Raw genomic sequence first — 24,691 nt, forward strand, 5'->3', positions numbered from 1 at the left:
CCTTTAAGCGCTTAGATCTTCGTAGCAAATCTTATTTTTGCCTGTACTCTTGGCTTGATATAACTTTTCATCCGCCGCTTTAAATAACTCATCAAAGCTTTCCACTCGGTTCTCTTTACTGAACACCACACCGCCAGAGATCGTAAAACCTTCTTTAGTCACGCGTGTCGAGCGTTCGTCTATGGCTTTTTTTACCCGCTCTAGAATCAGCTTAATGCCTTCCGAGTCTTCGTCGTAAATCGCCAACACGAACTCTTCGCCACCAAATCTTGAGGCGACATCGGTGTGGCGAATATTTTCACGTATACATTTTGCAACTAGCTGAATCGCAGAGTCGCCTACATCATGACCATAGGTATCATTGATCTTCTTGAAGTTATCAATATCGAACACTGCTAATGCAACCTGTTTTTTCGTCATCTTATTGCGCCACACGGTTTGCATTCCTCGACGGTTCAACAAGCTCGTCATCGGATCTCTGGCGGCGAGATCTTTAAAATAACGTCGCTCACTATGCATATTCACATAGAACAATACGACTGTGCTCAAAACGTAAATAGAGATCGCAACAATAAGGCTGTATTTTTCGAAAACCGCTAGGTTCTTAGCTTCATTCCAAAGGTTGTACTCGTAATACATGCTGTGATTCGCACTCAATCGCTCTAACTCGACTGGTTTGATACGTGTACTGTTAGAAGGAATGGATTGTAAATTGGAAACCAAATGAAACTTACCAACAAGACCTAGCGACGAAGCCATCAACGCATTGACATCAAAATCAATGGACAGCACACCTTGATGCCTCCCTTTTTCGTAAACAGGCACCGTCATACTAATGATTTGACCTTCCATCGAATCCAACATCGGCCCAGGTCCGGCCAATGTGATGTTCACTTTATCTTGTGCGGTTTTTTGCCAAAATGGGCGCGCTTTTAGCGTTGACCAAAGCTCTCTAGTGAAGTTTTTCGCGTACGTGTCAGGAGACGAAATGACGTAACCACGCTTATCGATGTAATGAATACCAACGATATGGGATTCAATATCGTGCAGAAAAGACAATGACGGTGCAAAACCCGCCTTTTGTTCAGCTAATTGGTTAATCGTTGAACCTTGCTGACATAAGCTTTCATCGCCCACAATCATGTAATCAAGATCAACCGCAGGTAACCCCTCACTGTAGACACTCTCTAGCAATAAGACGTCTATCGGCCAAATATAACAAAGCCCCTTTTTGACTAAAGAATTGTGCTCTTCAAACAATGGGTTAGCGTAATTCGTATAGTTAGTAAAACTATAATCTAAGGCGGTGAGGACTTTAATACCACGGGACATGGCACGATCAATACGTGCATACTCAGAATCAATATAGCGATTGACCGCATCGTAGTAGTTTTTTGTCGTAACAAGCAAAACCACTACAAATAATGCGAGGGGGAAAAAGATGACAAATGAGAGACTAAATCGCCTTTGGTTAACCATTGAGTACCATGTATGTGAAAGGTAGACCGTCTCTTATCAAACAATGGGATTACGCTGTCTTATCAACTGGCAATGCGTAGTGCGCATCGCCAGTTGATCAGATAACCAACAAATGTGTACGCATTGTAGGAGACTGTTTATATATTAAAGAAGTTTAATCAATATAGAAGTTAGTGTCACTTCAGTTGCCACAATTTGAAGCTCTGTGCAGGTATATTGACAGAAAGATGACCCTTATAATCAATAAGTTCGCGTCCATCCAGTAGTGGCGAAAGATGGGTAGCCTCCAAACCAAGTTGCCACAGAGGCAAGTCAATTGAACACTCATCGCCACTTAGATTCATCACAACAACGATCGCTTCACTTCCAAGTACGCGCGCATAAGCCAGCACGTTGGTATCGCAATGCAGCCATTGAATACTACCAGACTGTAAAGACTTGTACTGTTTACGTATCGAAATCCATTGCTTGTAAATCGACAGCCATGCTGAGTTTTCGATTTCATTCCAAGGGAAACAGCGACGATTATCCGGGTCCAGCCCTCCCTCTAGTCCGACTTCACTCCCATAGTAAATACAAGGTGTACCGACGTATGTCATGAGCAGAGCAAGTGCGATGTTCATTTTACGCTTATCACCATCAACCAGTGTGATAAAACGAGCAGTATCATGACTATCGAGTTGATTTAGCTGCGATAGCTGATTCGAAAATGGAATTTTTGCTCTGGCTTCGTCCAACCATGCTTTAAACTCCAAACCATCAATGTTGATTGGTTCATACATAATATCTTGCTGCGCGATAAAAGCTCGAACTGGATGAGCAAAACCGTAGTAGTTCATCGCCCCATCCTCTTGGTCACCTTGCAGCCACTGTGTCGCTTCAAAAAAGTGCTCACCTAGCACATAGGCATTCGGATTGACTGACTTCGTCGCATGGCGAAACGCTTCAACATAATGAGCATTGTTTTTCGCTCCCTCTCCTTCGCCAAGCATATGAATAACATCAAATCGCCAACCATCGACTGAGTATGGCGGCTTAAGCCAGTGCTTAATAACAGATGCTTCGCTTTGATAGATATAGTCACGCACTTGTTCATTTTCGAAGTTCAGAACCGGTAAGTTACCAATGCCCTTCCAACCAATATAGTGATTGGTTTCGCCTTCGAAAAAGTAGTAATCGCGGAACTTTGACTGCGGATTGCCATACGCCCCTTCTCCTTTTTGTTGGATATCAAACCAAGGATGATGCACTGACGTGTGGTTAAACACCGCGTCTAAGACAATCTTCATATTCTTACCACGGATTTTCTCACACAGTTCCGCAAACTGATCATTGGTGCCGAACATAAGGTCAACAGTGAAATAATCGGTGGTGTCGTATTTATGATTACTTGGTGAAGAAAAGATCGGATTGAAGTAAAGCGCTGTTACACCGAGCTGCTCAAGATAATCCAACTTCTGCTCCACACCTTTGAGATCGCCGCCAAAAAACTCTCTTGCTCCTGTATTTTTGTGAGACCCCACCGCTTCTCCCCACGATTTAATGATCGCTTCTGAATCATGCTGAGCATAAGCTTTACGAATGTCAGATTCACTTTTACTAGCAGAAAAACGGTCAGGAAAGATTTGATAGAACACTTGCTCTTGGACCCAGCTTGGTGGTTGATGGTTTACATTCAACTTAAAGTGGAACTCTTTGGGTGGAATACGCTTTTGTACGCCTCGTGCATCGAGCCAGTATTGTTGTCCGTCTTTGAGAAGCTTAAACACATAATGTGTGACATCTCGATCTCGATTTGGTCGGAACGATGCTTCCCATAGTAACAATTCCCCAGCTGTTCCAATTTGAGCCATGTCGACCAGATATTCTTCATTGTCCGGCTCAAGACGCACATATACGGAATCAAAATCCAATGTCTCGGTTTTCAGTCTGACTGTGACTTGCTCTTGATTAAAAGCTAAACCATCAATAGTTTGACTATGAAAAATAAATGGCAGGTTCATTATGGGCACTCCTCGTCATCGGATATGCCACTATGTTATTGAAGAATGAGAGACAAGAAATCCTCCTTGCGAGTTGACATATCAGCCAATTTTCCCAAGGAGGATCACACTTAGTAGGCGTAGTAACTAGTAGGATACTGCTTAGTTCAACAAGAGACTGTCATCTGCAAGCTCTTCACCACGCACTTTGGAGAACATATCCAACAAGTCTGGTACTTGCATGTTAGCGCGCTGCTCTCCAGCCACATCTAGCACAATTTCACCTTGGTGAAGCATTACGGTCCTATCGCCACATGCTAATGCGTCTTTCATCGAATGCGTCACCATCATCACGGTTAAATCGAACTCATCGACAATACGCTTAGTTAAGTCGATAACAAACGCCGCCATACGGGGATCAAGCGCAGCCGTGTGTTCATCAAGCAGTAACAACTTACTCTCCGATAACGTCGCCATCACAAGGCTAACGGCTTGTCGTTGCCCACCAGACAGCAACCCAATGCTATCGCCCAAGCGGTCTTCTAAACCAAGCCCTAGGATGCTAATTCGCTCTTGGAACAGCTTGCGACGTTTAGTAGAGAGCGCCAACCCCCAGCTGCGTTTTTTACCACGCATGTACGCTAAAGCCATGTTCTCTTCTATCGTTAGCTCTCCACAAGTTCCGGCCAATGGATCTTGAAACACTCGTGCGCATTGCGTCGCACGCTGGGCAACCGTCTGCTTGGTGACGTCTTTGCCATCAATGATCACCTGACCACCTATCATCGGTGTCTCACCTGTCACCGCACCAAGCAACGTCGATTTTCCTGCGCCATTAGAACCAATCACAGTCAGAAACTGATGTTCTGGAACCTCTAAAGAGACGCCTTTCAATGCACGATTTTCTAAAATCGTCCCTGGGTTGAACGTGACCTGAATGTTATTAAGTTCAATCATAACGCCTCCCCCGAACCATTTTTTGATGCCGCTTGTTTAGCATCGGTAACGCGTTGTTTCGCTCTCATGCTCTGTTTTAGCTTTGGAGCAATAAGCGCCACAGCCACCAATACTGCGGTAACCAGGTTGAGGTCTGAAGCTTGTAAACCAAACATGCCAGAGCTCAAAGCGAAAGCTACAGCAAGACGATAAAGCACCGAACCGATGATGACAGCAAATACCGCAACCCAAATTTTTCGCCCGGGAATAAGGGTCTGGCCCAAAATCACAGCTGCCAAACCAACCACAATGGTGCCCACGCCAGAGGTCACATCTGCAAAGCTGTTCGTTTGTGCAAACAACGCGCCTGCGAATCCGACAAAACCGTTGGATAAAGCCAACCCAAAGTAGGTATAAAAACCAGTGCTCGCCCCTTGCGCAGAAACCATACGCGCATTAACGCCCGTGGCTCGTAAACCAAGACCAAAGTCGCTGTTCAGCAGGCGAATGACAAAGAAAGCGGACAGAAGAACTAAGACCCCAACAACCAGAGGGCGAATAAACATCGCATCGCCCAATGCTTCAAACGGAGTGAGAATCGTATCCTTTCCAAGCAACGCCATATTAGGTTTGCCCATAATACGAATATTGATTGAAAATGCCGCGATCATGGTAAGAATGGAAGCTAACAGGTGCAAAATACCACATCGAACAGCCAGAAAAGCGGTTACCCAACCCGTCATACTACCGGCTATCATCGCCATTATTGTCGCAAGCCAAGGATTAATACCTGCGACAATCGCCGTTGCAGCCACCGCCGCTCCCATTGGAAAGCTGCCATCCACACTCAAATCGGGGAAATCGAGAACACGAAACGTAAGATACACACCCAAGGCAACTAGGCCATAAATTAAGCCAATTTCGAGTGCGCCAAAAAAAGCAAATGCAGACATAACTGCTCCTTTCTGCATGTTCAGGCTGGCTAATACCAACCTGAACTTAAGACTTCTAACGTATACTCCCATTCTTCTCTAGCAGAATGCTCTACACGAGAAGTCCGGCGAGTATCAATTTTGGGGCAAGCCTCTATCAACAGACGTGACGGCCCTAACCCCAAAAAAGAGCGTTACTTATTGCATGCTTGTCGCACGTTCAACCACAGAACTTGGCAGCTTGATACCGAGCTTAGATGCTGCGCTTTCATTAATTACGAGGTCAGAGCCCGTCGCGACTTTTACATCCAACTTGCCTGGTTCTTGACCATCCAGAATCGCCGCCACGTAATCCGCGGTTTGTACACCAACCTGGTAGTAGTCAAAACCTAGACCGGCGATCGCACCTTTTTCGACATATGACGTCGCACCACCAAATACAGGTTTTTTCGCTTGATTCGCTGCCACAATCATCCCTTCAATCGCACTTGCAACTGTATTGTCTGTTGGGGCGTAAAGAATGTCTGATTTCGCTGCAATGGCTTGAGTCGCAGACTGAACATCAGCACTTTTTAGTGCGGTCGCTTCAACCACTTGTATGCCTTTTGCTTCTGCGCTTTCTTTTAGTAGTTCAACCAAAGTCACGGCATTAGCTTCACCGGGATTAAATACAACCCCGATGCTTTTCACCTGAGGGAGAATTTCTTGGATGAGATCGACATGCTGAGCAACGGGTGAAAGATCAGACAGGCCAGTTACGTTTTTGCCTGGTTGTTCCATCGACTTAACCAATTTCGCACCGACCGGGTCTGTTACCGCAGTAAAGACAACAGGAATAGAGCGCGTTGCCGACACCAAGGCTTGTGCCGAAGGCGTCGCGATACCCACTAACACATCAGGATTTTCGCCGACGTACTGACGGGCAATTTGCACTGCAATCGCAGGGTTACCCTGTGCGGTCTTATAATCAAATTCTAGATTTTTGCCTTCTTCGTAGCCTTTCGCTTTCAAACCATCAAGCAATCCTTGGCGCGTCGCGTCTAACGCCGGGTGTTCGACAATTTGTGAAACTGCAACGGTTGCAGTGGCGGCCAGTACATTGGCAGAAGAGAAAATAGCAGTAGCAGATAGAACGGCAGTGGCTAATAAACGTTTCGTTTTCATCATAACTCCTTGATGTGACTTCGTCCTTGTTTCGCGAGCATTCAACATGAATATCGACTCGTGAATTCAAATGTTTGAAGGGGGTAATGTTGTGTTCGTATAACTGTGCACTTCTTGCGCATCTTGTTTTTATTATTACTACTAAGTCTTAGTAAAGAAAAGAAAGATTTAACACTAAAGCAACATTTGTGATCGGGGGACTTCTTCATCCGGAAAGAATCTTTGGTAAACAAAGCTTCGCTCGCTTCATCAACGACCGTCAAAGTAGGTAATAGAGGCAGGATCAAAAATGGAGCGGCTAATGCACACTCCATTTCAAAAAACTTAGATTAGAACCAACGCTCTAGTGAGGACTTATCAAGCTGACGAAACGCTCGATTCAGTATTATCGCAAGCTCTTTATAACGAGGGCGAGCTTTAACAGGCTCTAGTGCAAAACCTGTTTCCACAATCTTTTGATGTAGCTCCCGATACCAAGACGCCAGAGAAGGCGGCAATTTCGTGTTGGATCGAGCACCAAGCCACCAAATGCCTTGAAGTGGCAAGCTAATCGCAAACAAGGCAACAACAATGGATTGAGGTAACGCGTGGTAATTGTTGAATGCCATTTGAGTGAGTACGCTGATCGCAGCAACGGCTGGCATGACTTTAATGCCAAAGCGAGTCGCCTTAATGATACGCTGTTCCGGAAATATGGCGCTTAGCTCTTTACGAACCGGCCAGATCTCCATGTAATTCTGGCCATCTTTCAGGCTATGGATCAATCCGACTTTATTACTCATACCGCTCTCTCACTAAAAAATAGTTGAACATTTCAACTGAAGGTACAAAAAATTGATGAAAGTTAATATTCTTTCAAATTTTTTTTGTTATCATTGCTTATTATCGCTATCCTTTGCAGACCCTCAATCTCATTGTTGCTGTTATTTACAATTTAAGCAACTCCGAGATATCTATCTGCACGGATCGCATCATAGTGATGGATGGGTTCATCACTATTTCTTTATATGGAATTAGAACAATTTTTGACCAGGATTAGTACGCAGCCTTCTGGGTATCGGCTATTCTTGTGATTAATTTTTCATTCTTTAACTGATTTTTTATCAGACGAATAACAGGTAGTCATACATGTCTAAGCTAGTTTTAGTTTTAAACTGCGGTAGTTCTTCTCTTAAATTTGCCGTTGTTGATGCCGAGAACGGCGACGAGCACTTATCAGGTCTTGCTGAGTGTCTTCACCTTCCTGAAGCTCGCATCAAGTGGAAACTTGATGGCAAGCACGAAGCTCAACTAGGCAATGGTGCAGCTCACGAAGAAGCACTAGCGTTTATGGTAGAAACTATTCTTGCTTCTAAGCCAGAGCTTAAAGCTAACCTAGGCGCAATCGGTCACCGTATCGTTCACGGCGGCGAGCAGTTCACTCAATCTGCACTAATCACTGATGAAGTTCTAAAAGGTATTCAAGACGCTGCAACATTTGCACCTCTTCATAACCCTGCTCACATCATCGGTATCGAAGCGGCTAAGAAAAACTTCCCAGAGCTGAAAAACGTTGCTGTATTTGACACTGCGTTCCACCAAACTATGCCTGAAGAGTCTTACCTATACGCTCTTCCATACAACCTATACAAAGAACACGGTATCCGTCGTTACGGTATGCACGGTACTTCTCACTTGTTCATCACTCGTGAAGTTGCTGGCCTACTAAACAAACCAGTTGAAGAAGTAAACATCATCAACTGTCACCTAGGTAACGGCGCGTCTGTATGTGCAATCAAGAACGGTCAATCTGTAGACACTTCTATGGGTCTTACTCCACTTGAAGGTCTAGTAATGGGTACTCGCTGTGGCGACATCGACCCTGCGATCATCTTCCACCTACACGACGCTCTAGGTTACTCTGTTGATCAAATCAACACGATGCTAACTAAAGAGTCTGGTCTTCAAGGTCTAACTGAAGTGACTTCTGACTGTCGTTTCGTTGAAGACAACTACGGTGAGAAAGAAGAAGCAACACGCGCAATGGACGTGTTCTGCCACCGTCTAGCTAAGTACGTAGCTGGCTACACTGCTTCAATGGACGGTCGTCTAGACGCAATCACTTTCACTGGCGGTATCGGCGAGAACTCTGGCCCTATCCGTGAAATGGTTCTAAACCGTCTTGGCATCTTCGGTATCGAAGTAGATAGCGAAGCTAACCTTAAAGCTCGCTTCGGCGGCGAAGGCGTTATCACGACTGAAAACAGCCGTATCCCTGCAATGGTTATCTCTACTAACGAAGAGCTAGTCATCGCTGAAGACACTGCACGCCTGACAGGTCTTTAATTGAATTACTGGCTAGCCACTCGGCTAGCCAGATTTTCATTCAAACGAATTTCTTAGGGGCTCAACTCCTATTCTTCGAGCTTCATGGAATAAGAGTTGAGCTTTTATCCCCCAAATAGCTAAAGGTACTCTACGAATGTCTCGTACTATTATGCTTATCCCTACTAGCGCAGGCGTTGGCCTAACAAGCGTTAGCATGGGTGTTCTTCGCGCTATGGAGCGTAAAGGCGTTAAAGTTTCTTTCTACAAGCCAATCTGTCAGCCACGTTCAGGTGGTGATCAGCCAGATCTGACTTCAACTATCGTTGGCCACAACAGCGATATGAAGATCGGTGAACCAATGGCGATGTCTGTTGCTGAAAGCCTAATCGGTAACGACAACATGGACGAGCTGCTAGAAACCGTTGTTGAACGTTACAACCAAATCAACAAAGACGCAGACGTTACGCTAATCGAAGGTCTTGTACCTACTCGTAAGCACCCATTTGCAAACCAAGTAAACGCGGAAATCGCGGCAACACTTGGTGCAGAAATCGTGCTAGTTGCGACTCCAGGTACTGATAACCCAGCGCAACTGAAAGAGCGTATCGAAGTAGCATGTTCTAACTTCGGCGGCACTAAGAACAAAAACATCTCTGGCGTTATCATCAACAAGCTAAACGCTCCTGTTGACGAAGCTGGCCGTACTCGCCCTGACCTATCTGAAATCTTTGACGATGCAGATAGCGCGAAACAAAACGAATTGAAAGTGATGGAAATCTTCAACACTTCTCCAATTCGTGTACTAGGTTGCGTGCCATGGAGCATTGATCTGATTGCGACTCGTGCAATCGACATGGCTAAGCACCTGAAAGCAGATATCATCAACGAAGGTGACATCAACACTCGTCGCATCAAGAGCATCACTTTCTGTGCACGTTCTCTGCCAAACATGATTGAGCATTTCAAACCTGGCTCTCTACTTGTTACTTCTGCAGACCGTCCTGATGTTATCGTTGCTGCTTCTCTTGCTGCAATGAACGGTGTGGATATTGGTGCTGTACTGCTAACTGGCGGTTACGACATCCCTCGCGAAATCGAAGGTCTATGTAAACCAGCGTTCGACACTGGTCTACCTATCTTCAAAGCACAAGGTAACACTTGGCAGACATCTCTAAACCTACAGAGCTTCAGCATCGAAGTACCTGCAGACGATAAAGAGCGTATCGAGTTCATCAACGAGCACGTTGCTGGTCACATCGACGGTAACTGGATCGAGTCAATGACTGAAGGTACTCAGAAGTCTCGTCGTCTAAGCCCACCAGCGTTCCGTTACCAGCTAACTGAACTTGCTCGTAAAGCAGGCAAGCGTATCGTTCTTCCAGAAGGTGACGAACCTCGTACAGTTAAAGCAGCAGCAATCTGTGCTGAACGCGGTATTGCAGACTGTGTGCTTCTAGGTAACCCAGATGAAATCCGTCGCGTAGCAGCTCAACAAGGCGTTGAGCTAGGTACTGGCGTAACCATCATCGATGCCGATGCTGTTCGTGAAAACTACGTTGCTCGTCTAGTTGAGCTGCGCGGTGCGAAAGGCATGACTGAAGTTGTGGCTCGTGAGAAGCTACAAGATTCAGTATTCCTAGGCACAATGATGCTTGAGAACGACGAAGTTGACGGCCTAGTTTCTGGTGCTGTTCATACTACGGCGAACACTATCGTTCCTCCGTTCCAAATCATCAAGACTGCACCAAATGCGTCTATCGTATCTTCAGTATTCTTCATGCTTCTGCCTGATCAAGTACTGGTTTACGGTGACTGTGCGATCAACCCAGATCCAACCGCTGAACAGCTTGCTGAAATCGCTATCCAATCTGCTGACTCTGCAGCAGCATTCGGTATCGACCCTCGCGTTGCTATGATCTCTTACTCTACTGGTGAATCTGGTAAGGGTGCAGACGTTGATAAAGTACGTGAAGCAACTCGCATCGCGAAAGAGAAGCGTCCTGATCTAGTGATCGACGGTCCTCTACAGTACGACGCAGCTATCATGGAAAACGTGGCAGCGTCTAAAGCGCCTAACTCTCCAGTAGCAGGTAAAGCGACAGTATTCGTATTCCCAGACCTAAACACGGGTAACACGACTTACAAAGCGGTACAACGTTCAGCTGACCTAGTTTCTATCGGTCCAATGCTGCAAGGTATGCGCAAGCCTGTAAACGACTTGTCTCGTGGCGCGCTAGTAGACGATATCGTGTATACAATCGCTCTAACAGCAATCCAAGCAGACCAAGAAGCTAAATAATCGCTTCTGACATCTAGTTGGACAACTATCCAAAGCCCTCGATTCGTCGAGGGCTTTTTCTATTGTTGGCCACACAGCAAAGAGGCTATTAGCTATAGCACTAATACGCTCTTACGAATACAGCGCCATAAATACCCCAGCCCCAACCACAACACAACCTGTCATCACTGGTGCGATTCGGCGCCAAAGCTTCTTATCCCCTATCGCGATGACCATCCCCATTTTCACAATGGTATTAACCGAAGCGGCAATCAAAATGCCTAACGCAGCAGTGGTCACGCTCAATGTTTGCGTACTTTGACGCCCGAGGGTTAACGAGATCGCATCAACGTCAGTAATCCCTGATAAAGCAGAAAGGATCAACACACCCGCGTTGCCGAACCAGTCAGACAAAGCATGAGCAAGCAGCATAATCACCGCCAACACGAGGCCAAAGAACAGTGCCGACTGCAAAGCAAGAGGGTTCGTTTGCTTATTTGATTGCTCAATCTGCTCAACTTCACTTCTGCGCCAAATCCACCATGCCGGAATGTACAGCGCAACCATCATCGCCATCACAATTGGCCAAAGCAGTTTCACTAATTGTGGATTGATAACGGACAGTACGATAAGTAAACGAGGGAACATGGTTCCGCAGCTCAAAAGAATACCACTAGCGAGTAACGGGCTGATGCTCGCTTGCTCACGAGAAAGATGGGAAAACTGCAACGTTAATGCTGTCGAAGAGCTAAGCCCCGCAAATACAGACGTAAACAAAATACCTCGCTTCGCCCCGCCGATTTTTATCGCAAAATAACCGACAAAAGAGATACTAGCGATCAACACAACCATCCACCAAATCTCATACGGGTTAAGTGCATTCCAAGGGCCGTAAGATTGATTTGGTAACAGGGGTAACATGACTATCGAGATAAGTAATAAACGCAGTGCTGCGTCTAACTCATACTCTTGCAGTTTTTGTAGCGCTTGATGTAGCTCTCTTTTGTTATCAAGCACCACCGCGGTAATAACGGCCGCTGCTGCAGCCAAAACAGCCTCACCCGACACGGTAAGGTTACCCAGAACAAACACCACCATGATACTAACCACGCCAGTGATGCTCACATCTCCGCTCTTTTTCTGCTGTATAACAAAAGCGATGCAAGTGAGGATGACTAAAGCGATAAGCGCAAAACCAATGAGTAAAGGTGTATAGATGTTGGCGAGAATGCCAACTAAACCACCGAGTAAACCGACTAAAGAAAAAGTACGAATGCCTGCTACACGACTGCCTTCTACGCTATTGCGCATCACCCAGCCACGTTGGGTGCCAACAATTGCCCCTAGTAATAGAGCAATAAGCAGATTCCAAATTAGATGCTCGCCACTGACAAACTCATTGATATCCATGCATCACCCCGTTAAAAAGCGGTTGTTATATCATTAGTTTATTTGAATATGGGTAAGAAGCTGTGACGATGAGAGGATAATCAGAAAATGGCCCCGGTTCCCTGCTTACCATTGCGTCTTATAATTTCATTATTCTTTTATCTACCACCAAAACGTAATAGAACGAAGCGGCCCTCCCTGTTCAATTTATCAGCATTATTTACATTTCAACTGAACTTTCTTACTCGAACTACGTAACGAAGATGGACTGCTATTAAGCAAACTCACACATAATTAAGGAATACATATGAACAACTCCATCAACAACTCACTGCTAAAGCTTGGTTTAGCTGCAATTCTGTTCAGTTTTTCTTCATTCAGCTTTTCTGCCCCAAGCATTAAAGGCGTTGATCAAGATATGTCCGGAGGAACGGTAACCGCAAAAATGGCTCATGCTGACGACAACGGATGGATGGTCGTCCACCGAACGGACGAATCAATGAAGCCTGGCCCTGTTATCGGCTATGCCCCACTAAAGATGGGACAGAATGAGAACGTGAATGCAATTTTGATGGAACCGGTTGAGTCTGGCGACATGCTGATGCTAATGGTCCACGGAGAAAAAGGGGGAATGAAGACTGGCGTATTTGAATATACACTCGGAGCCAAAGAAGATGGCCCTGTAAAAGTCGACGGAAAATTAGTGATGGACGTCGTACGCGCTAAGTAGACGAGCGCACACTTAAGAGTCACTCTCCTGCTCCTAGTATTTAGTTGGCATCAAAGTACTTAACGATATTGCTAACCGTTAAGTACTTTTTCATTTCTGATGGAGGCAGCAAACTAGCTAATTATTTCTCTTCCATGAGGAGAGTTTAAGTCTAAATCAGGCCCTTTGGGTACAACTTGCGTCGGGTTAATACCAGTGTGGCTGAAATAGTAGTGACGTTTAATATGGTAGAAATCCGTGGTTTCTTCGACGCCTTCGACTTGATACAACTCTTTTAAGTATCCTTGAATATTTTCGTAGTCTGCGATGCGCTGCTTGTTACATTTGAAGTGACCCACATACACGACATCGAAACGGATCAGAGTCGTAAACAAACGCCAATCAGCCTCAGTAATAGTATTCCCCGCTAAATAACGATGCGTCGCTAGGTGCGAATCGATTTTATCTAGCGCAGCAAATAAAGAATCGAATGCTTCTTCATATGCCTCTTGTGTGGTCGCAAAACCACAGCGATACACTCCATTGTTGACGTTTGGATAAACAAAATCGTTCCACTCGTCAATAACATGCTTTAGCTGTTCTGGATAATAGTCATCGTGGTTTCCTGTTAACTCATCGAACTCCGAGTTAAACATACGAATAATTTCTGACGACTCATTCGACACAATCGTATTGGTCTTTTTATCCCAAAGCACAGGCACAGTTACACGGCCTGTGTAATCTGGTTTGGCCTGCGTGTAGATTTGGTGCATACGAGTGTGACCAAATAGTGGCTCAGGAAGCCCCATTTGCCAGCCTTGGCTTAACATATCAGGGCAAACAACCGTGACATCAATATGTGGTTCTAAGCCTTTCAGCTTGCGGAAGATGAGCGTTCGGTGTGCCCAAGGACAAGCAAGAGAGACATACAAATGGTATCGACCAGACTCTGGTTTAAACTCCGCATCAGGTTCGTTTTTAACCCAGTTACGGAATCCGGCATCTTCACGCACAAATTTGCCACCATTTGATTTTGTGTCATACCAGACGTCATGCCAAACACCTTCGACCAACTTACCCATGATTGCGCTCCTCTCATTCTGTTTATGTCTATATTAGCGTTTCCTATCAAACAGAAAATCACTGAACTTAGGACATCATGTTCAAGAAATTCGAATGTATAAATCAGATGCATAAAAAAAGCGCGACCCGATGAAGGTGTCGCGCTTAAGCCCGTCACAGGCTGAATTTATACACTAACGTGCAAACAAGATACCGCGTGAACGTCGTTGCCTTGAATCGTTGGCTTCGTCTTCGCACACTCTTCGGTTGCTTGTGGGCAACGAGTGCGGAACACACAACCCGATGGTGGACTGATCGGCGAAGGAAGGTCGCCTTCCAGCATTTGGATTTTCTTACTGCGCTCAATGTTCGGGTCCGGAATCGGAACCGCTGACATCAATGCGCGTGTATATGGGTGCTTAGGATCAGCAAACAGCGCCTCCGCCTCACCGAGCTCGACAGCATTACCCAAGTACATGACCAAAACACGATCTGAGATGTGTTTAACCACTGACAAATCATGCGCAATGAATACCAGAGAAAGGCCTAGTTCTTTTTGAATCTCTTTAAGCAGGTTAACAACCTGAGCTTGAATAGATACATCAAGCGCCGATACGGGTTCATCACAGATGATCATCTTAGGCTTAAGGATAAGCGCACGCGCAATACCGATACGCTGGCACTGACCACCCGAGAATTCATGCGGATAACGGTTGATCACATTTGGTAGTAGACCCACTTTCGCCATCATTTCTTTAACGCGGTCTTTCACTTCCTGCTTAGACAGTTCTGGGTAGAACGTTTCAAGAGGCTCAGCAATAATGTCGCCAACCGTCATACGTGGGTTAAGAGATGCCAAAGGATCTTGGAAAATCATTTGGATTTCTTTACGCGTTTCACGACGTTGGACGTCTTTCATCTTAGTTAGATCTTGACCCAACCAAACTACTTCGCCATCCGTCGCTTCAACAAGACCGATGATGGCGCGCGCAAACGTCGATTTACCACAACCTGACTCGCCTACTACACCAAGTGTTTCCCCTTCGTATAGTCGAACGTTCACCCCATCAACCGCTTTTAGGCTTGAAGGCTTTGACCAAGGCCATGCCGATTTTGACGCAATGCTGAAGTGAACTTTCAGCTCTGAAATGTCCAGAATTAGCTTTTTATCTACTTCGTTCATTTGTTCCAAGCCTCCCATTCAGAAAAACATGCGCGCTGACGGCCATCACCAAATGGAGTCAGAATTGGCGCTTCACGCTTACAACGATCCATCACTCGGTGACAACGCTCTTGATAAGGGCAGCCCGGTGGTAGACGAAGCAAGTTTGGTGGATTACCAGGAATGGTTGGCAGAATTTCACCTTCCGTATCAAGGCGAGGAATCGCCTTCAGCAGACCCTCTGCATAAGGGTGGCTTGGATTATAGAAGATTTCGTTTACGTTGCCGTACTCCATCGTACGACCTGCATACATCACCAGCACTTTGTCACACGAACCTGCAACAACACCAAGGTCGTGCGTGATCATGATGATCGCAGTGTTGAACTCGTCTTTAAGCTCATTAAGCAGGTCCATTATCTGTGCTTGAACCGTCACATCAAGTGCTGTTGTTGGCTCATCGGCAATAAGCAGTTTAGGACGACATAACAACGCCATCGCGATCATTACACGCTGACGCATACCGCCTGAAAACTCATGCGGGTACATCGTGATACGCTTACGCGCTTCAGGGATTTTCACCGCTTCCAGCATGCGTACTGATTCTTCAAATGCTTCCGCTTTGCCCATGCCTTTGTGCAGCATAAGCACTTCCATCAACTGATCACTTACTTTCATGTAAGGGTTCAGTGATGTCATTGGGTCTTGGAAGATCATTGCGATCTGTTCCGCACGCACTTTGTTCAGTTCTTTTTCTGGTAAGTTTAGGATTTCTTTGCCTTCAAACTTTGCGCTACCAGAAATAATACCGTTCTTAGCCAACAGGCCCATGATTGCGAATACGGTTTGAGATTTACCTGATCCCGATTCTCCAACGATACCTAAGGTTTCGCCTTGGTTGAGAGAGAAGTTCAAATCGTTTACTGCGGTTACGATACCATCTTGCGTGGTGAATTCGACGCGCAGATCTTTGACATCTAATAAGCTCATCATTGCTTCCTTAATCTTATCTTTTAATTATCTGTCTTTTGGATCCAGCGCATCGCGCAGGCCGTCACCAACGTAGTTGAAGCAGAATAGCGTCACAACCATGAACACTGCTGGGAATGCCAGCTGCCAGATTGCTACTTCCATTGTCTGTGCACCTTCTTGTAGAAGCGCGCCCCAACTTGTCATTGGTTCCTGAACACCAAGACCAAGGAATGATAGGAATGATTCAGTTAGAATCATACTTGGGATAAGCAGCGTAGAGTAAACCGCTACGATACCCAGTACGTTCGGCACGATATGACGAGTAATGATTTTCCAGTTGCTAACACCACACACATGCGCCGCTTCGATGAACTCTTTGCTACGTAAGCTGAGTGTTTGACCACGTACGATACGCGCCATATCTAGCCATGCGATAGCACCAATCGCGACAAAGATCAGCATGATGTTACGACCGAAGAATGTTACCAGTACGATTACCAGGAACATAAACGGTACCGCGTACAAAATCTCTAGAATACGCATCATCACACGGTCAACTTTACCACCGATAAAACCAGATGCTGCGCCATAGAGCGTACCAATCAGTACGGCTACAAAAGCACCCATGACCCCCACCATTAAAGAAATACGGCCACCGATTAACGTACGCACGTATAAGTCACGGCCTAAGCTGTCGGTACCAAACCAATGGTCAGCATTCGGTGCAACGTGCATCGCGTACCAGTCAGTATCATCAAAGGTGTGCGGTGCGATCATTGGCAGAATAATCACCGCCAACGTCATTAGAACAAGAAGGAATAAGCTCACCATTGCCGCTTTGTTGCGCATAAAACGGATACGAGCATCTTGCCAAAGACTGCGACCTTCAATCTCCAAGTTTTCGGAGAATTTCTCAATCGCTTCTAGGTTTTCTTTTTTCGTTAACATAACCAAACGTCCCTGTTAGTAGCGAATTTTCGGGTCAATCATTGCAAGTAGAATATCTACAATCGCGTTGAATAAAATGAATAGGAAACCAATCAGGATGGTTACACCCATTACTAGCGAGTAGTCACGGTTAAACGCAGCGTTAACGAATAGCTTACCAATACCTGGTAGACCAAAAATGGTTTCGATAACAACAGAACCGGTGATGATACCTACGAAAGCAGGACCCATGTAAGAAACAACAGGAAGAAGTGCCGGCTTAAGGGCGTGCTTGATGATGATGTAACGGTAGCTTAGACCTTTAGCACGAGCCGTACGAATAAAGTTACTGTTCAATGTCTCTATCATCGAACCACGCGTAATACGAGCGAAGGTTGCAACATACAGTAGTGACATACCAATGACAGGAAGCACTAAATACTGCCAGCTACCATCTTGCCAACCGCCCGCAGGGAAGATATTCCAGTGAAGCGAGAACAGATAGATAAGAGCAGGTGCCAATACAAAAGAAGGCATTACCACGCCGAGCATCGCTGTCGACATGATGGTGTAATCAATCCAAGTATTCTGCTTGAGCGCAGCAATGGTGCCGACGGTAACCCCCATAATCAGGGTAAAGATAAAGGCGATAAAGCCTACTTTAGCCGAAACAGGTAAGGCAACCGCGATCAGCTCGTTAACCGAGTAATCAAGGTATTTAAATGACGGCCCGAAATCCCCTTGGATAACATTGGTCAAATACGTGGTGTATTGTTCAAATACAGGTTTATCTAAGCCATATTTAGCTTCAATATTTGCCATTACTTCGGGTGGCAATGGACGCTCTGTCGAGAAAGGGTTTCCCGGTGCAAAGCGCATAAGAAAGAAAGATACGGTGATCAAAACCAACATTGTTGGGATCGCCTCAAATATCCTTTTTGCGATGAATTTAAGCATAAACTCACTCTTTCAGTCTGTGACAGTTAAATTAAAGAAGTCGTCCAATTCTTTTGGACTAAAGATAGGCGCTACATGCAATTTCTCACATGTAGAGCCTCATTTTTATAGTTCTATCGAGTTACGAATTACTCTGTGATGTAGAGATCTTTAGAGTAAATCTTGTCTTCCGCGTTATTGACTGGGAAGCCACCAACTTTCGGTGATAGTAGACGTGATTTCACGTACTGGTAGATAGGTGCGATTGGCATATCTTTTGCCATCAACTTCTCTGCTTCTAGGTAAAGCGCTTGACGCTCTTCGTCAGAAGTTGAAGCAAATGCTTTGTTCATGATTGCATCGTACTCTTTGCTGTCGTAGTGAATACCACCAGTAGTGTTATTACTCATCATCAGCGTTAGGAAAGATGAAGCTTCGTTGTAGTCGCCACACCAACCTGCACGAGCAACTTCAAAGTTGCCAGAATCTTTGGTAGATAGGTAAGTTTTCCACTCTTGGTTTTCTAGCGTAACGTCTAGACCAAGCGTCTTCTTCCACATTGAACCCAGTGCAACCGCAAGTTTCTTGTGATTCTCTGACGTGTTGTATAGAAGGTTAAATTCAAGAGGGTTGTCTGCGCCGTAACCAGCTTCTTCCAACAGACGCGCCGCTTCAGCGTTACGTTCTTCTTGCGTCATTTTGCCGTATGCAGGAATTTCTGGGTTGAAACCCGCCGTGATTTCAGGCGTTAGGAAATAAGCTGGCTTTTGACCTTGTGCTAGGATCGCATCAGTCACGATATTACGGTCAATCGCATAAGAAATCGCTTTACGTACGCGAACATCATCAAACGGCTTTTTCTTCGTGTTGAAGATGTAGTAGTAAGTACACAAGTTACCCGACACAGACACGTCTTCTGGATGCTCTTGCTTCAAACGCTTGAAGTGCTCTGTAGGCAGTTCATTCGTGAAGTCAATTTCACCTGCTAGGAAGCGGTTCATTTCCGCTACTTGGTTTTCGATTGGCAGGAAAGTAACTTGATCAAGCGTCGTGTTTTCGTTGTCCCAGTATTGTTCGTTACGTTTTAGAACTAAACGCTCGTTTACAACCCAGTTGTCAACAACATAAGCACCGTTACCTACAAAGTTCTCAGGCTTCGTCCATTGATCGCCGAACTTTTCAACGGTTGCTTGGTGAACAGGCTTCACTGTTGTGTGGCCCATCATCATCACAAAGTATGGTACAGCAGTGTCTAGCTCAACCACTAACGTGTGGTCGTCAACCGCTTTAACACCCAACTCACTCTTGTCTTTTTTACCCGCAACAATGTCTTTTGCGTTCTTCATCTTGGTGTATTCCATGTACCAAGCGTATGGAGAAGCGGTTGCTGGGTCGACTGCGCGTTGGAAGCTGTATACAAAATCACCTGCAGTAACAGGATCACCGTTAGACCATTTTGCGTCTTCACGTAGGTGGAAAGTGTATGTTTTGTTGTCTTCAGTTTCCCAAGATTCTGCAACACCAGGGATAGTGTTACCGTCCGCATCTTGGTTTACTAGGCCTTCAAGAAGATCGCGAATCACGTGGGATTCTGGAACACCTTGAGATTTATGAGGGTCTATTGTCGCAACTTCTGTACCGTTACCACGCACCAATTCTTGAACAGCAGCAAGTTTTGGCTCTTTAGAATCAGATTTAGCTTCAGGGGCTGGAGCCGGAGCAGGCTCAGCAGCTTGTTTCTCTGCAGGCTTTTCGCCACAACCAGCTAAAGCGAGAGAAAGACCAGCACCAATAAATAAAGCGCGCGTGATTTTATTCTTATACATGCGTAAAACTCCAAATTTTTTCGTTAGCATCCATGACTTCTTTGTAAGGGCCTGGAACGGTCAGAGTTTTAGATTTTTTTAGTGCATTTTCTGAGCACAAAAGCCTAAAACCTTACAAAGACTGCGGCACACATTAGCAATCATTGAAGTAATTTGCCATAAAAATGTAGCAAAAAAACCAATAATCCTGACTAAACCACACATATCTAGCAGTAAACTCTAATCAAAAAGTATTCACCAGCCAAATGGAGACCAGAAGCGACATTCCACAGACAAAACTTTCGATTAATCTACATTTAAACCATTTGATAGCATCTTATGCTAGATATTTACATATTATTTAACATTTATGACAAATGAAGTCTAACAAATAATTGTTTATATATTGGGCTAAAAACTTTTATTGTGAAGAATATCACCAGAGCGAGTACGGGTTGTGTTGAAGTCAAATGAGCAGAATTATGAAGATAAGTACAAAAAAAGCTAAGAGCCATTGACACTTAGCTTTTTTCACTAGAATGAGGCGTGGGTTCTATTTTTCCCAACGCTGTGCAGCTTGGTGATCAGTATCGCGCGACTCAATCCAACGATCTTCACTCGTCGTGCGTTCTTTCTTCCAAAATGGTGCTTTGGTTTTCAAGTAGTCCATAATGAACTCGCAAGCATCAAATGCTGCTCCGCGGTGTGCACTTGAAACACCAACAAAGACGATTTGATCACCGCTATCCATATCACCAACGCGATGAATCACGCGTACGCCCAATAATGGCCAACGTGATTCAGCTTGATCGCAAATGTCGCTCAAGCTCTTCTCAGTCATGCCTGGGTAGTGTTCCAAGTGCAAACCAACAACATTATCGCCAAGGTTCATATCTCGAACTTTACCAATGAATGTTACGACAGCACCAGCAGCCGTACCTTCGGATAAACGTTGATATTCGTGATCAACGGAAAAATCTTCAACTTGTACAGAGACGCGAGGGTCCATCTTAACCTCCGGTTACCGGTGGGAAAAATGCAACTTCATCCCCCGCTTTTACTTCGGTATCAAGTGGGACAATAGATTGATTAACAGCAGCAAGTAGCTTTCCTGGCTCTAAAGCCAAATCCCACTTGCCATTTTTATCAGCGCCCTCTTCCACGAGATGCGCGCGAATCGCTTCAACCGTTTCAAATTGATCATCTAATTCGACACTGTCGATACCAATCAGCTCACGAGTCTGAGCAAAAAAAAGTACTTTAATCATGATTCCGCCTTGAAGTGTCCAGATTTTCCACCCGTCTTTTCTAGGAGACGAACTTGACCGATAACCATATCTTTTTGCACCGCTTTACACATATCGTAAATCGTCAGTGCAGCAACAGAAGCCGCCGTGAGCGCTTCCATTTCTACGCCCGTTTTACCTGCAAGCTTACAAACAGATTCAATACGAACTTTGTTTTCTGACTCAATAGCCTCCAACTGAACTTCGACTTTAGAAAGCAACAGAGGATGACAAAGTGGAATCAAATCCCACGTTTTCTTTGCAGCTTGGATACCAGCAATTCGAGCCGTCGCGAACACATCACCTTTGTGATGCTGCCCGGAAACAATCAGTTGCAAGGTTTCTGGGGCCATGTGAACAAATGCTTCTGCACGTGCTTCACGAACCGTTTCAGCTTTTGCAGACACGTCGACCATGTTAGCTTCGCCAGACGCGTTGATATGGGTAAATTGAGTCATTGTTTTTCCTTCGCTTTTAGGAAAGGGGTTATACAGATAGGTGCGGCATGAAGTTACAAGGGCGATGGCTTGCATCTAACTGCTGCTTGATGATCTTCGTCCAGCCAGTGCGGCACGCGCCTGTTGAACCAGGCATTGCGAAGATAACTGTATGGTTAGCAAAACCTGCAATTGCACGCGATTGGATCGTTGACGTACCAATTTCTTCGTAAGACACCATGCGGAATAACTCACCAAAACCTTCTACTTCTTTATCAAACAGAGGCTTCAGCGCTTCTGGCGTGCTGTCACGTGACGTGAACCCTGTACCACCAGTAATCATGATCGCTTGAACATTGTCGTCCGCAATCCACTGAGAAACAATTGCGCGAATTTTGTACATGTCATCAATAACAATTTGCTTATCGACAACATTGTGACCCGCTTCTTGAGCGTGTTCAACAAGGTAGCGACCAGAGGTATCGTTTTCTTCGGTACGAGTGTCAGATACCGTTAGAACGGCAATATTTGCAGGTTGAAATTTGCTTTCAGCGTGACCCATGTGTTCACCTATTCTCTTTTAACTTTGATACGTTTGGTATCGATTCTAGAAAAGCGAGGGAAAGCTAGCCTATAAATAAGCTTTCCCTACAAAATTTGAGTTGATTTAGCCGCCGATAGACGCCAGATGTGGCGTCATACCCGTATTACCATCGTGCAAGAAGTGGCTCACCGACTTAGTTTGTAACTGCGCTTGGATGCGTTCAATAAGCTCACTTTCTTGCTCATCACATTCCAGTAGATCACGCAGTTCTACACCGTGATCTCCAAACAAACACAGATGCAGCTTACCCATCGCAGAGACGCGTAGTCGGTTGCAGCTCTCACAAAAGTCTTTTTCATAAGGCATGATCAGGCCAATTTCACCCTTGTAATCTGGATGAACAAACACTTGCGCGGGGCCGTCATTATGAGAGCGCACTTTAAGCAGCCAACCGTTTGCAATCAACTGATTACGAATTGCTACGCCTGACACATGATGCTTATTGAATAAATCATCCATCTCACCCGTTTGCATCAATTCGATGAAGCGCAGTTGGATTGGACGATCTTTTATCCAGTTGAGAAACGCTGGCAGTTCTTGATGGTTAAGATCTTTCATCAACACCACATTAACTTTGACTTGCTCATAACCAACTTCAAACGCACGCTCGATACCATTCATCACCTCAGTGAACTTATTTTCACCCGTGATTTGATGGAACATACGCGGATCAAGGCTGTCCACGCTAACGTTGATGTGAGTTAAGCCCGCTTCACGCCAGTCTGCGACTTGCTTCGCCATGCGGTAACCATTGGTCGTCGTTGCAACTTTTTGGATACCAGGCGTCGTCGCCACTGAGTGGATAATGTCGGTAAAATCTTTGCGTAAACTTGGTTCACCGCCAGTAATGCGCACTTTTGACGTGCCACAATCAGCAAACGCTTTTACGACCCGTTTGATTTCAGGAAGAGATAAAAAAGACGAGTTTTTATTGCCCGAAGGCTTATAGCCATCAGGAAGGCAATAGGTACATTTGAAATTACATACGTCGGTCACAGACAGACGCAAGTAATAGAACTTACGATGAAATTTGTCTTCGAATTGTTGCGCCACGGAACACCTTTCCAAACACGGGAGGCATGGCCATTTCCAATCATGCCCTTGTGACAGTACGCCACTGGCTCAAAACGCTTATCCTCGGACTTAGCAATAGTGAGCTCGGAGTTATGGCAACCAGAGATATGAAACCTCTGATAGCTTTGCGGTGTAAAATACTTAATATTTGTACTGGAATCCAGACTTGAGTGATAAAAAACTCTCTAGAGACACAATTTACCGCTAAGTGAGTACCTTTCAAGCACTCCTTAAGATAAATTGTAGCCGTTTTTTACAAGATTATTAGAAGAACGTAATGAATATCTACACGGATAAAAAAGTGGTCGCTGTTGGCGGTGGTCATGGCTTAGGTCGAATGTTGGCCGCACTACGAGATTTTGGCGGCAATGCAACTGGCATTGTCGCCACAACAGACAATGGTGGCTCAACAGGAAGAATTCGTCACTGCCAAGGTGGAATCGCTTGGGGTGACACACGGAACTGCATTAATCAGCTGATCACAGAACCGTCGATCAGTTCAATGATGTTTGAATATCGCTTCAAAGGTACAGGTGAGCTTGATGGTCATAACCTCGGTAACTTGATGCTTACGGCGCTCGATAACTTATCGGTCAGACCGTTAGATGCCATCAATCTGATTCGAAACATGTTAAAAGTCGACGTTAACATTCTTCCTATGTCTGAACACCCTTCCGATCTTTCCGCGTTATCCGTGGATGGAAAGTGGGTCACGGGAGAAACAAATGTAGACGAGATGGACACCGATTTACGCCGTCTCGATCTATCACCAGAAGTTCCTGCAACTAAAGAAGCAGTAACTGCACTGGCAGAGGCAGACGCTATTATTCTTGGTCCTGGCAGCTTTTTAACCAGCATCATGCCTCCTTTGCTGTTGCCTGAGCTCGGCAAAGCCATTGCCGCCAATGAGAAAGCAAAAGTCATTTTCGTTGCCAACTTGAGTCCAGAGTACGGCCCAGCCGGACGAATGACCATGGCACAAAAATTAGAATGGTGTGAGCGTGCCTGCCAAGGTAGGAAGATAGACGTGGTTCTAGCAGAGGAAACCGAGCAAGAAGTCTTGAGCCAGTGGAATGTAGTGACCGAGTCGTTAGCTTCGTCGAACCGAGATTGGCGTCACGACCGAGATAAACTCAAGCTCGCTATTGAAAGCCAGCTAGGGCTTTCGATTTAAAAAACGCCCTCTAAAGCTAGGGGATAGCTTCAAGTTTACTCGCTGTCAACAATGAAAAAACCCTTCACGTACGTGAA

The 24,691-nt window shown here is 45.3% G+C and carries 22 protein-coding genes and 1 riboswitch; of the genes, 4 read left to right on the plus strand and 18 right to left on the minus strand.

Features of this window, described 5'->3' with window-relative positions:
- Nucleotides 1–3: 3 nt before the first annotated feature.
- From ACWPOD_RS15340 to yfbV, 6 genes are all read right to left on the minus strand, one after another.
- Entirely contained in the window at nucleotides 4–1,479 is a 1,476-nt protein-coding gene (locus ACWPOD_RS15340) for a sensor domain-containing diguanylate cyclase (RefSeq protein ID WP_167426372.1), read from the minus strand.
- Between the two features lie 176 nt (nucleotides 1,480–1,655).
- Nucleotides 1,656–3,482, minus strand: coding sequence for a maltodextrin glucosidase (gene malZ / locus ACWPOD_RS15345; RefSeq protein WP_167426371.1), 1,827 nt, complete (start codon nucleotides 3,480–3,482; stop codon nucleotides 1,656–1,658).
- A gap of 141 nt (nucleotides 3,483–3,623) precedes the next feature.
- On the minus strand, nucleotides 3,624–4,418 hold the full coding sequence (locus ACWPOD_RS15350; RefSeq protein WP_114323289.1) for an ABC transporter ATP-binding protein: 795 nt from the start codon (nucleotides 4,416–4,418) through the stop codon (nucleotides 3,624–3,626).
- Nucleotides 4,415–5,350: an ABC transporter permease gene (locus tag ACWPOD_RS15355; protein ID WP_167426370.1), complete on the minus strand. Its 936-nt coding sequence runs from the start codon at nucleotides 5,348–5,350 to the stop codon at nucleotides 4,415–4,417. Before ACWPOD_RS15355 ends, ACWPOD_RS15350 begins: the two co-directional genes overlap by 4 nt.
- A 177-nt stretch (nucleotides 5,351–5,527) precedes the next feature.
- Nucleotides 5,528–6,493, minus strand: coding sequence for an ABC transporter substrate-binding protein (locus ACWPOD_RS15360; RefSeq protein WP_047010059.1), 966 nt, complete (start codon nucleotides 6,491–6,493; stop codon nucleotides 5,528–5,530).
- A gap of 329 nt (nucleotides 6,494–6,822) precedes the next feature.
- The gene (gene yfbV / locus ACWPOD_RS15365; protein WP_005380809.1) at nucleotides 6,823–7,275 is read right to left on the minus strand and encodes a terminus macrodomain insulation protein YfbV; all 453 of its coding nucleotides are present in this window, start codon (nucleotides 7,273–7,275) and stop codon (nucleotides 6,823–6,825) included.
- Nucleotides 7,276–7,621: 346 nt separating this feature from the next.
- Between yfbV and ACWPOD_RS15370 the strand changes: the two genes are divergently transcribed.
- Both ACWPOD_RS15370 and pta read left to right on the plus strand, forming a co-directional pair.
- Nucleotides 7,622–8,818: an acetate kinase gene (locus ACWPOD_RS15370; protein ID WP_005396635.1), complete on the plus strand. Its 1,197-nt coding sequence runs from the start codon at nucleotides 7,622–7,624 to the stop codon at nucleotides 8,816–8,818.
- 136 nt (nucleotides 8,819–8,954) lie between these two features.
- Nucleotides 8,955–11,099, plus strand: a complete 2,145-nt coding sequence (pta, locus tag ACWPOD_RS15375) for a phosphate acetyltransferase (RefSeq protein ID WP_005396636.1) — start codon at nucleotides 8,955–8,957, stop codon at nucleotides 11,097–11,099.
- Nucleotides 11,100–11,210: 111 nt separating this feature from the next.
- Here pta and ACWPOD_RS15380 read toward each other — a convergent pair whose 3' ends face one another.
- A complete protein-coding gene (locus ACWPOD_RS15380) occupies nucleotides 11,211–12,488 on the minus strand; it encodes an MgtC/SapB family protein (protein ID WP_065646642.1) in 1,278 nt (425 codons plus the stop codon).
- A 286-nt stretch (nucleotides 12,489–12,774) separates the two neighbouring features.
- Between ACWPOD_RS15380 and ACWPOD_RS15385 the strand changes: the two genes are divergently transcribed.
- The gene (locus ACWPOD_RS15385) at nucleotides 12,775–13,197 is read left to right on the plus strand and encodes a DUF7282 domain-containing protein (RefSeq protein ID WP_012841581.1); all 423 of its coding nucleotides are present in this window, start codon (nucleotides 12,775–12,777) and stop codon (nucleotides 13,195–13,197) included.
- A 113-nt stretch (nucleotides 13,198–13,310) separates the two neighbouring features.
- On the opposite strand, the gene ACWPOD_RS15390 is transcribed toward ACWPOD_RS15385, so the two are convergent.
- The 11 genes from ACWPOD_RS15390 to moaA all read right to left on the minus strand — a co-directional run bounded on the left by ACWPOD_RS15390 (nucleotide 13,311) and on the right by moaA (nucleotide 23,419).
- The gene (locus tag ACWPOD_RS15390; protein WP_048625772.1) at nucleotides 13,311–14,258 is read right to left on the minus strand and encodes a glutathione S-transferase family protein; all 948 of its coding nucleotides are present in this window, start codon (nucleotides 14,256–14,258) and stop codon (nucleotides 13,311–13,313) included.
- 167 nt (nucleotides 14,259–14,425) lie between these two features.
- Nucleotides 14,426–15,439, minus strand: a complete 1,014-nt coding sequence (gene oppF / locus ACWPOD_RS15395; RefSeq protein WP_269819731.1) for a murein tripeptide/oligopeptide ABC transporter ATP binding protein OppF — start codon at nucleotides 15,437–15,439, stop codon at nucleotides 14,426–14,428.
- Nucleotides 15,418–16,389 carry an ABC transporter ATP-binding protein gene (gene oppD, locus ACWPOD_RS15400; RefSeq protein ID WP_005396641.1) on the minus strand — a complete coding sequence of 324 codons (972 nt, stop codon included), beginning with the start codon at nucleotides 16,387–16,389 and terminating at the stop codon, nucleotides 15,418–15,420. The genes oppF and oppD overlap by 22 nt, the downstream gene beginning before the upstream one ends.
- 27 nt (nucleotides 16,390–16,416) lie before the next feature.
- Nucleotides 16,417–17,319 carry an oligopeptide ABC transporter permease OppC gene (gene oppC / locus ACWPOD_RS15405; RefSeq protein ID WP_005396642.1) on the minus strand — a complete coding sequence of 301 codons (903 nt, stop codon included), beginning with the start codon at nucleotides 17,317–17,319 and terminating at the stop codon, nucleotides 16,417–16,419.
- Nucleotides 17,320–17,334: 15 nt separating this feature from the next.
- Complete coding sequence (gene oppB / locus ACWPOD_RS15410; protein WP_006742810.1) at nucleotides 17,335–18,255, minus strand: oligopeptide ABC transporter permease OppB; 921 nt, start codon at nucleotides 18,253–18,255, stop codon at nucleotides 17,335–17,337.
- Nucleotides 18,256–18,383: 128 nt separating this feature from the next.
- On the minus strand, nucleotides 18,384–20,060 hold the full coding sequence (locus ACWPOD_RS15415) for an ABC transporter substrate-binding protein (protein ID WP_005396644.1): 1,677 nt from the start codon (nucleotides 20,058–20,060) through the stop codon (nucleotides 18,384–18,386).
- 532 nt (nucleotides 20,061–20,592) lie between these two features.
- Nucleotides 20,593–21,048, minus strand: coding sequence for a molybdopterin synthase catalytic subunit MoaE (gene moaE, locus ACWPOD_RS15420; protein WP_048625774.1), 456 nt, complete (start codon nucleotides 21,046–21,048; stop codon nucleotides 20,593–20,595).
- A gap of 1 nt (nucleotide 21,049) precedes the next feature.
- A complete protein-coding gene (gene moaD / locus ACWPOD_RS15425; RefSeq protein WP_005396646.1) occupies nucleotides 21,050–21,307 on the minus strand; it encodes a molybdopterin synthase sulfur carrier subunit in 258 nt (85 codons plus the stop codon).
- On the minus strand, nucleotides 21,304–21,783 hold the full coding sequence (moaC, locus tag ACWPOD_RS15430; RefSeq protein WP_005396647.1) for a cyclic pyranopterin monophosphate synthase MoaC: 480 nt from the start codon (nucleotides 21,781–21,783) through the stop codon (nucleotides 21,304–21,306). Before moaC ends, moaD begins: the two co-directional genes overlap by 4 nt.
- A gap of 28 nt (nucleotides 21,784–21,811) precedes the next feature.
- A complete protein-coding gene (gene moaB, locus ACWPOD_RS15435; protein ID WP_005396648.1) occupies nucleotides 21,812–22,324 on the minus strand; it encodes a molybdenum cofactor biosynthesis protein B in 513 nt (170 codons plus the stop codon).
- Nucleotides 22,325–22,429: 105 nt separating this feature from the next.
- On the minus strand, nucleotides 22,430–23,419 hold the full coding sequence (moaA, locus tag ACWPOD_RS15440; RefSeq protein ID WP_085342816.1) for a GTP 3',8-cyclase MoaA: 990 nt from the start codon (nucleotides 23,417–23,419) through the stop codon (nucleotides 22,430–22,432).
- Nucleotides 23,408–23,542, minus strand: a riboswitch (molybdenum cofactor riboswitch). (Overlaps the previous gene by 12 nt.)
- Before the next feature lie 175 nt (nucleotides 23,543–23,717).
- On the opposite strand from moaA, the gene ACWPOD_RS15445 reads away from it, so the two are divergent.
- Entirely contained in the window at nucleotides 23,718–24,614 is an 897-nt protein-coding gene (locus tag ACWPOD_RS15445; protein WP_456232034.1) for a YvcK family protein, read from the plus strand.
- The last annotated feature ends 77 nt before the right edge of the window (nucleotides 24,615–24,691 follow it).

This window comes from Vibrio sp. JZG120 (assembly GCF_053890955.1).

Coding starts and splice junctions, on each gene's coding strand:
- moaC (WP_005396647.1), bottom strand. CDS start 21,783: ATGACTCAATTTACCCATATCAACGCGTCTGGCGAAGCTAACATGGTC.
- oppF (WP_269819731.1), bottom strand. CDS start 15,439: ATGGGAGGCTTGGAACAAATGAACGAAGTAGATAAAAAGCTAATTCTG.
- malZ (WP_167426371.1), bottom strand. CDS start 3,482: ATGAACCTGCCATTTATTTTTCATAGTCAAACTATTGATGGTTTAGCT.
- ACWPOD_RS15415 (WP_005396644.1), bottom strand. CDS start 20,060: ATGTATAAGAATAAAATCACGCGCGCTTTATTTATTGGTGCTGGTCTT.
- moaB (WP_005396648.1), bottom strand. CDS start 22,324: ATGGGTCACGCTGAAAGCAAATTTCAACCTGCAAATATTGCCGTTCTA.
- pta (WP_005396636.1), top strand. CDS start 8,955: ATGTCTCGTACTATTATGCTTATCCCTACTAGCGCAGGCGTTGGCCTA.
- oppD (WP_005396641.1), bottom strand. CDS start 16,389: ATGAGCTTATTAGATGTCAAAGATCTGCGCGTCGAATTCACCACGCAA.
- moaD (WP_005396646.1), bottom strand. CDS start 21,307: ATGATTAAAGTACTTTTTTTTGCTCAGACTCGTGAGCTGATTGGTATC.
- yfbV (WP_005380809.1), bottom strand. CDS start 7,275: ATGAGTAATAAAGTCGGATTGATCCATAGCCTGAAAGATGGCCAGAAT.
- ACWPOD_RS15350 (WP_114323289.1), bottom strand. CDS start 4,418: ATGATTGAACTTAATAACATTCAGGTCACGTTCAACCCAGGGACGATT.
- moaE (WP_048625774.1), bottom strand. CDS start 21,048: ATGGACCCTCGCGTCTCTGTACAAGTTGAAGATTTTTCCGTTGATCAC.
- ACWPOD_RS15380 (WP_065646642.1), bottom strand. CDS start 12,488: ATGGATATCAATGAGTTTGTCAGTGGCGAGCATCTAATTTGGAATCTG.
- oppC (WP_005396642.1), bottom strand. CDS start 17,319: ATGTTAACGAAAAAAGAAAACCTAGAAGCGATTGAGAAATTCTCCGAA.
- ACWPOD_RS15445 (WP_456232034.1), top strand. CDS start 23,718: ATGAATATCTACACGGATAAAAAAGTGGTCGCTGTTGGCGGTGGTCAT.
- oppB (WP_006742810.1), bottom strand. CDS start 18,255: ATGCTTAAATTCATCGCAAAAAGGATATTTGAGGCGATCCCAACAATG.
- ACWPOD_RS15360 (WP_047010059.1), bottom strand. CDS start 6,493: ATGAAAACGAAACGTTTATTAGCCACTGCCGTTCTATCTGCTACTGCT.
- ACWPOD_RS15370 (WP_005396635.1), top strand. CDS start 7,622: ATGTCTAAGCTAGTTTTAGTTTTAAACTGCGGTAGTTCTTCTCTTAAA.
- ACWPOD_RS15355 (WP_167426370.1), bottom strand. CDS start 5,350: ATGTCTGCATTTGCTTTTTTTGGCGCACTCGAAATTGGCTTAATTTAT.
- ACWPOD_RS15340 (WP_167426372.1), bottom strand. CDS start 1,479: ATGGTTAACCAAAGGCGATTTAGTCTCTCATTTGTCATCTTTTTCCCC.
- ACWPOD_RS15390 (WP_048625772.1), bottom strand. CDS start 14,258: ATGGGTAAGTTGGTCGAAGGTGTTTGGCATGACGTCTGGTATGACACA.
- ACWPOD_RS15385 (WP_012841581.1), top strand. CDS start 12,775: ATGAACAACTCCATCAACAACTCACTGCTAAAGCTTGGTTTAGCTGCA.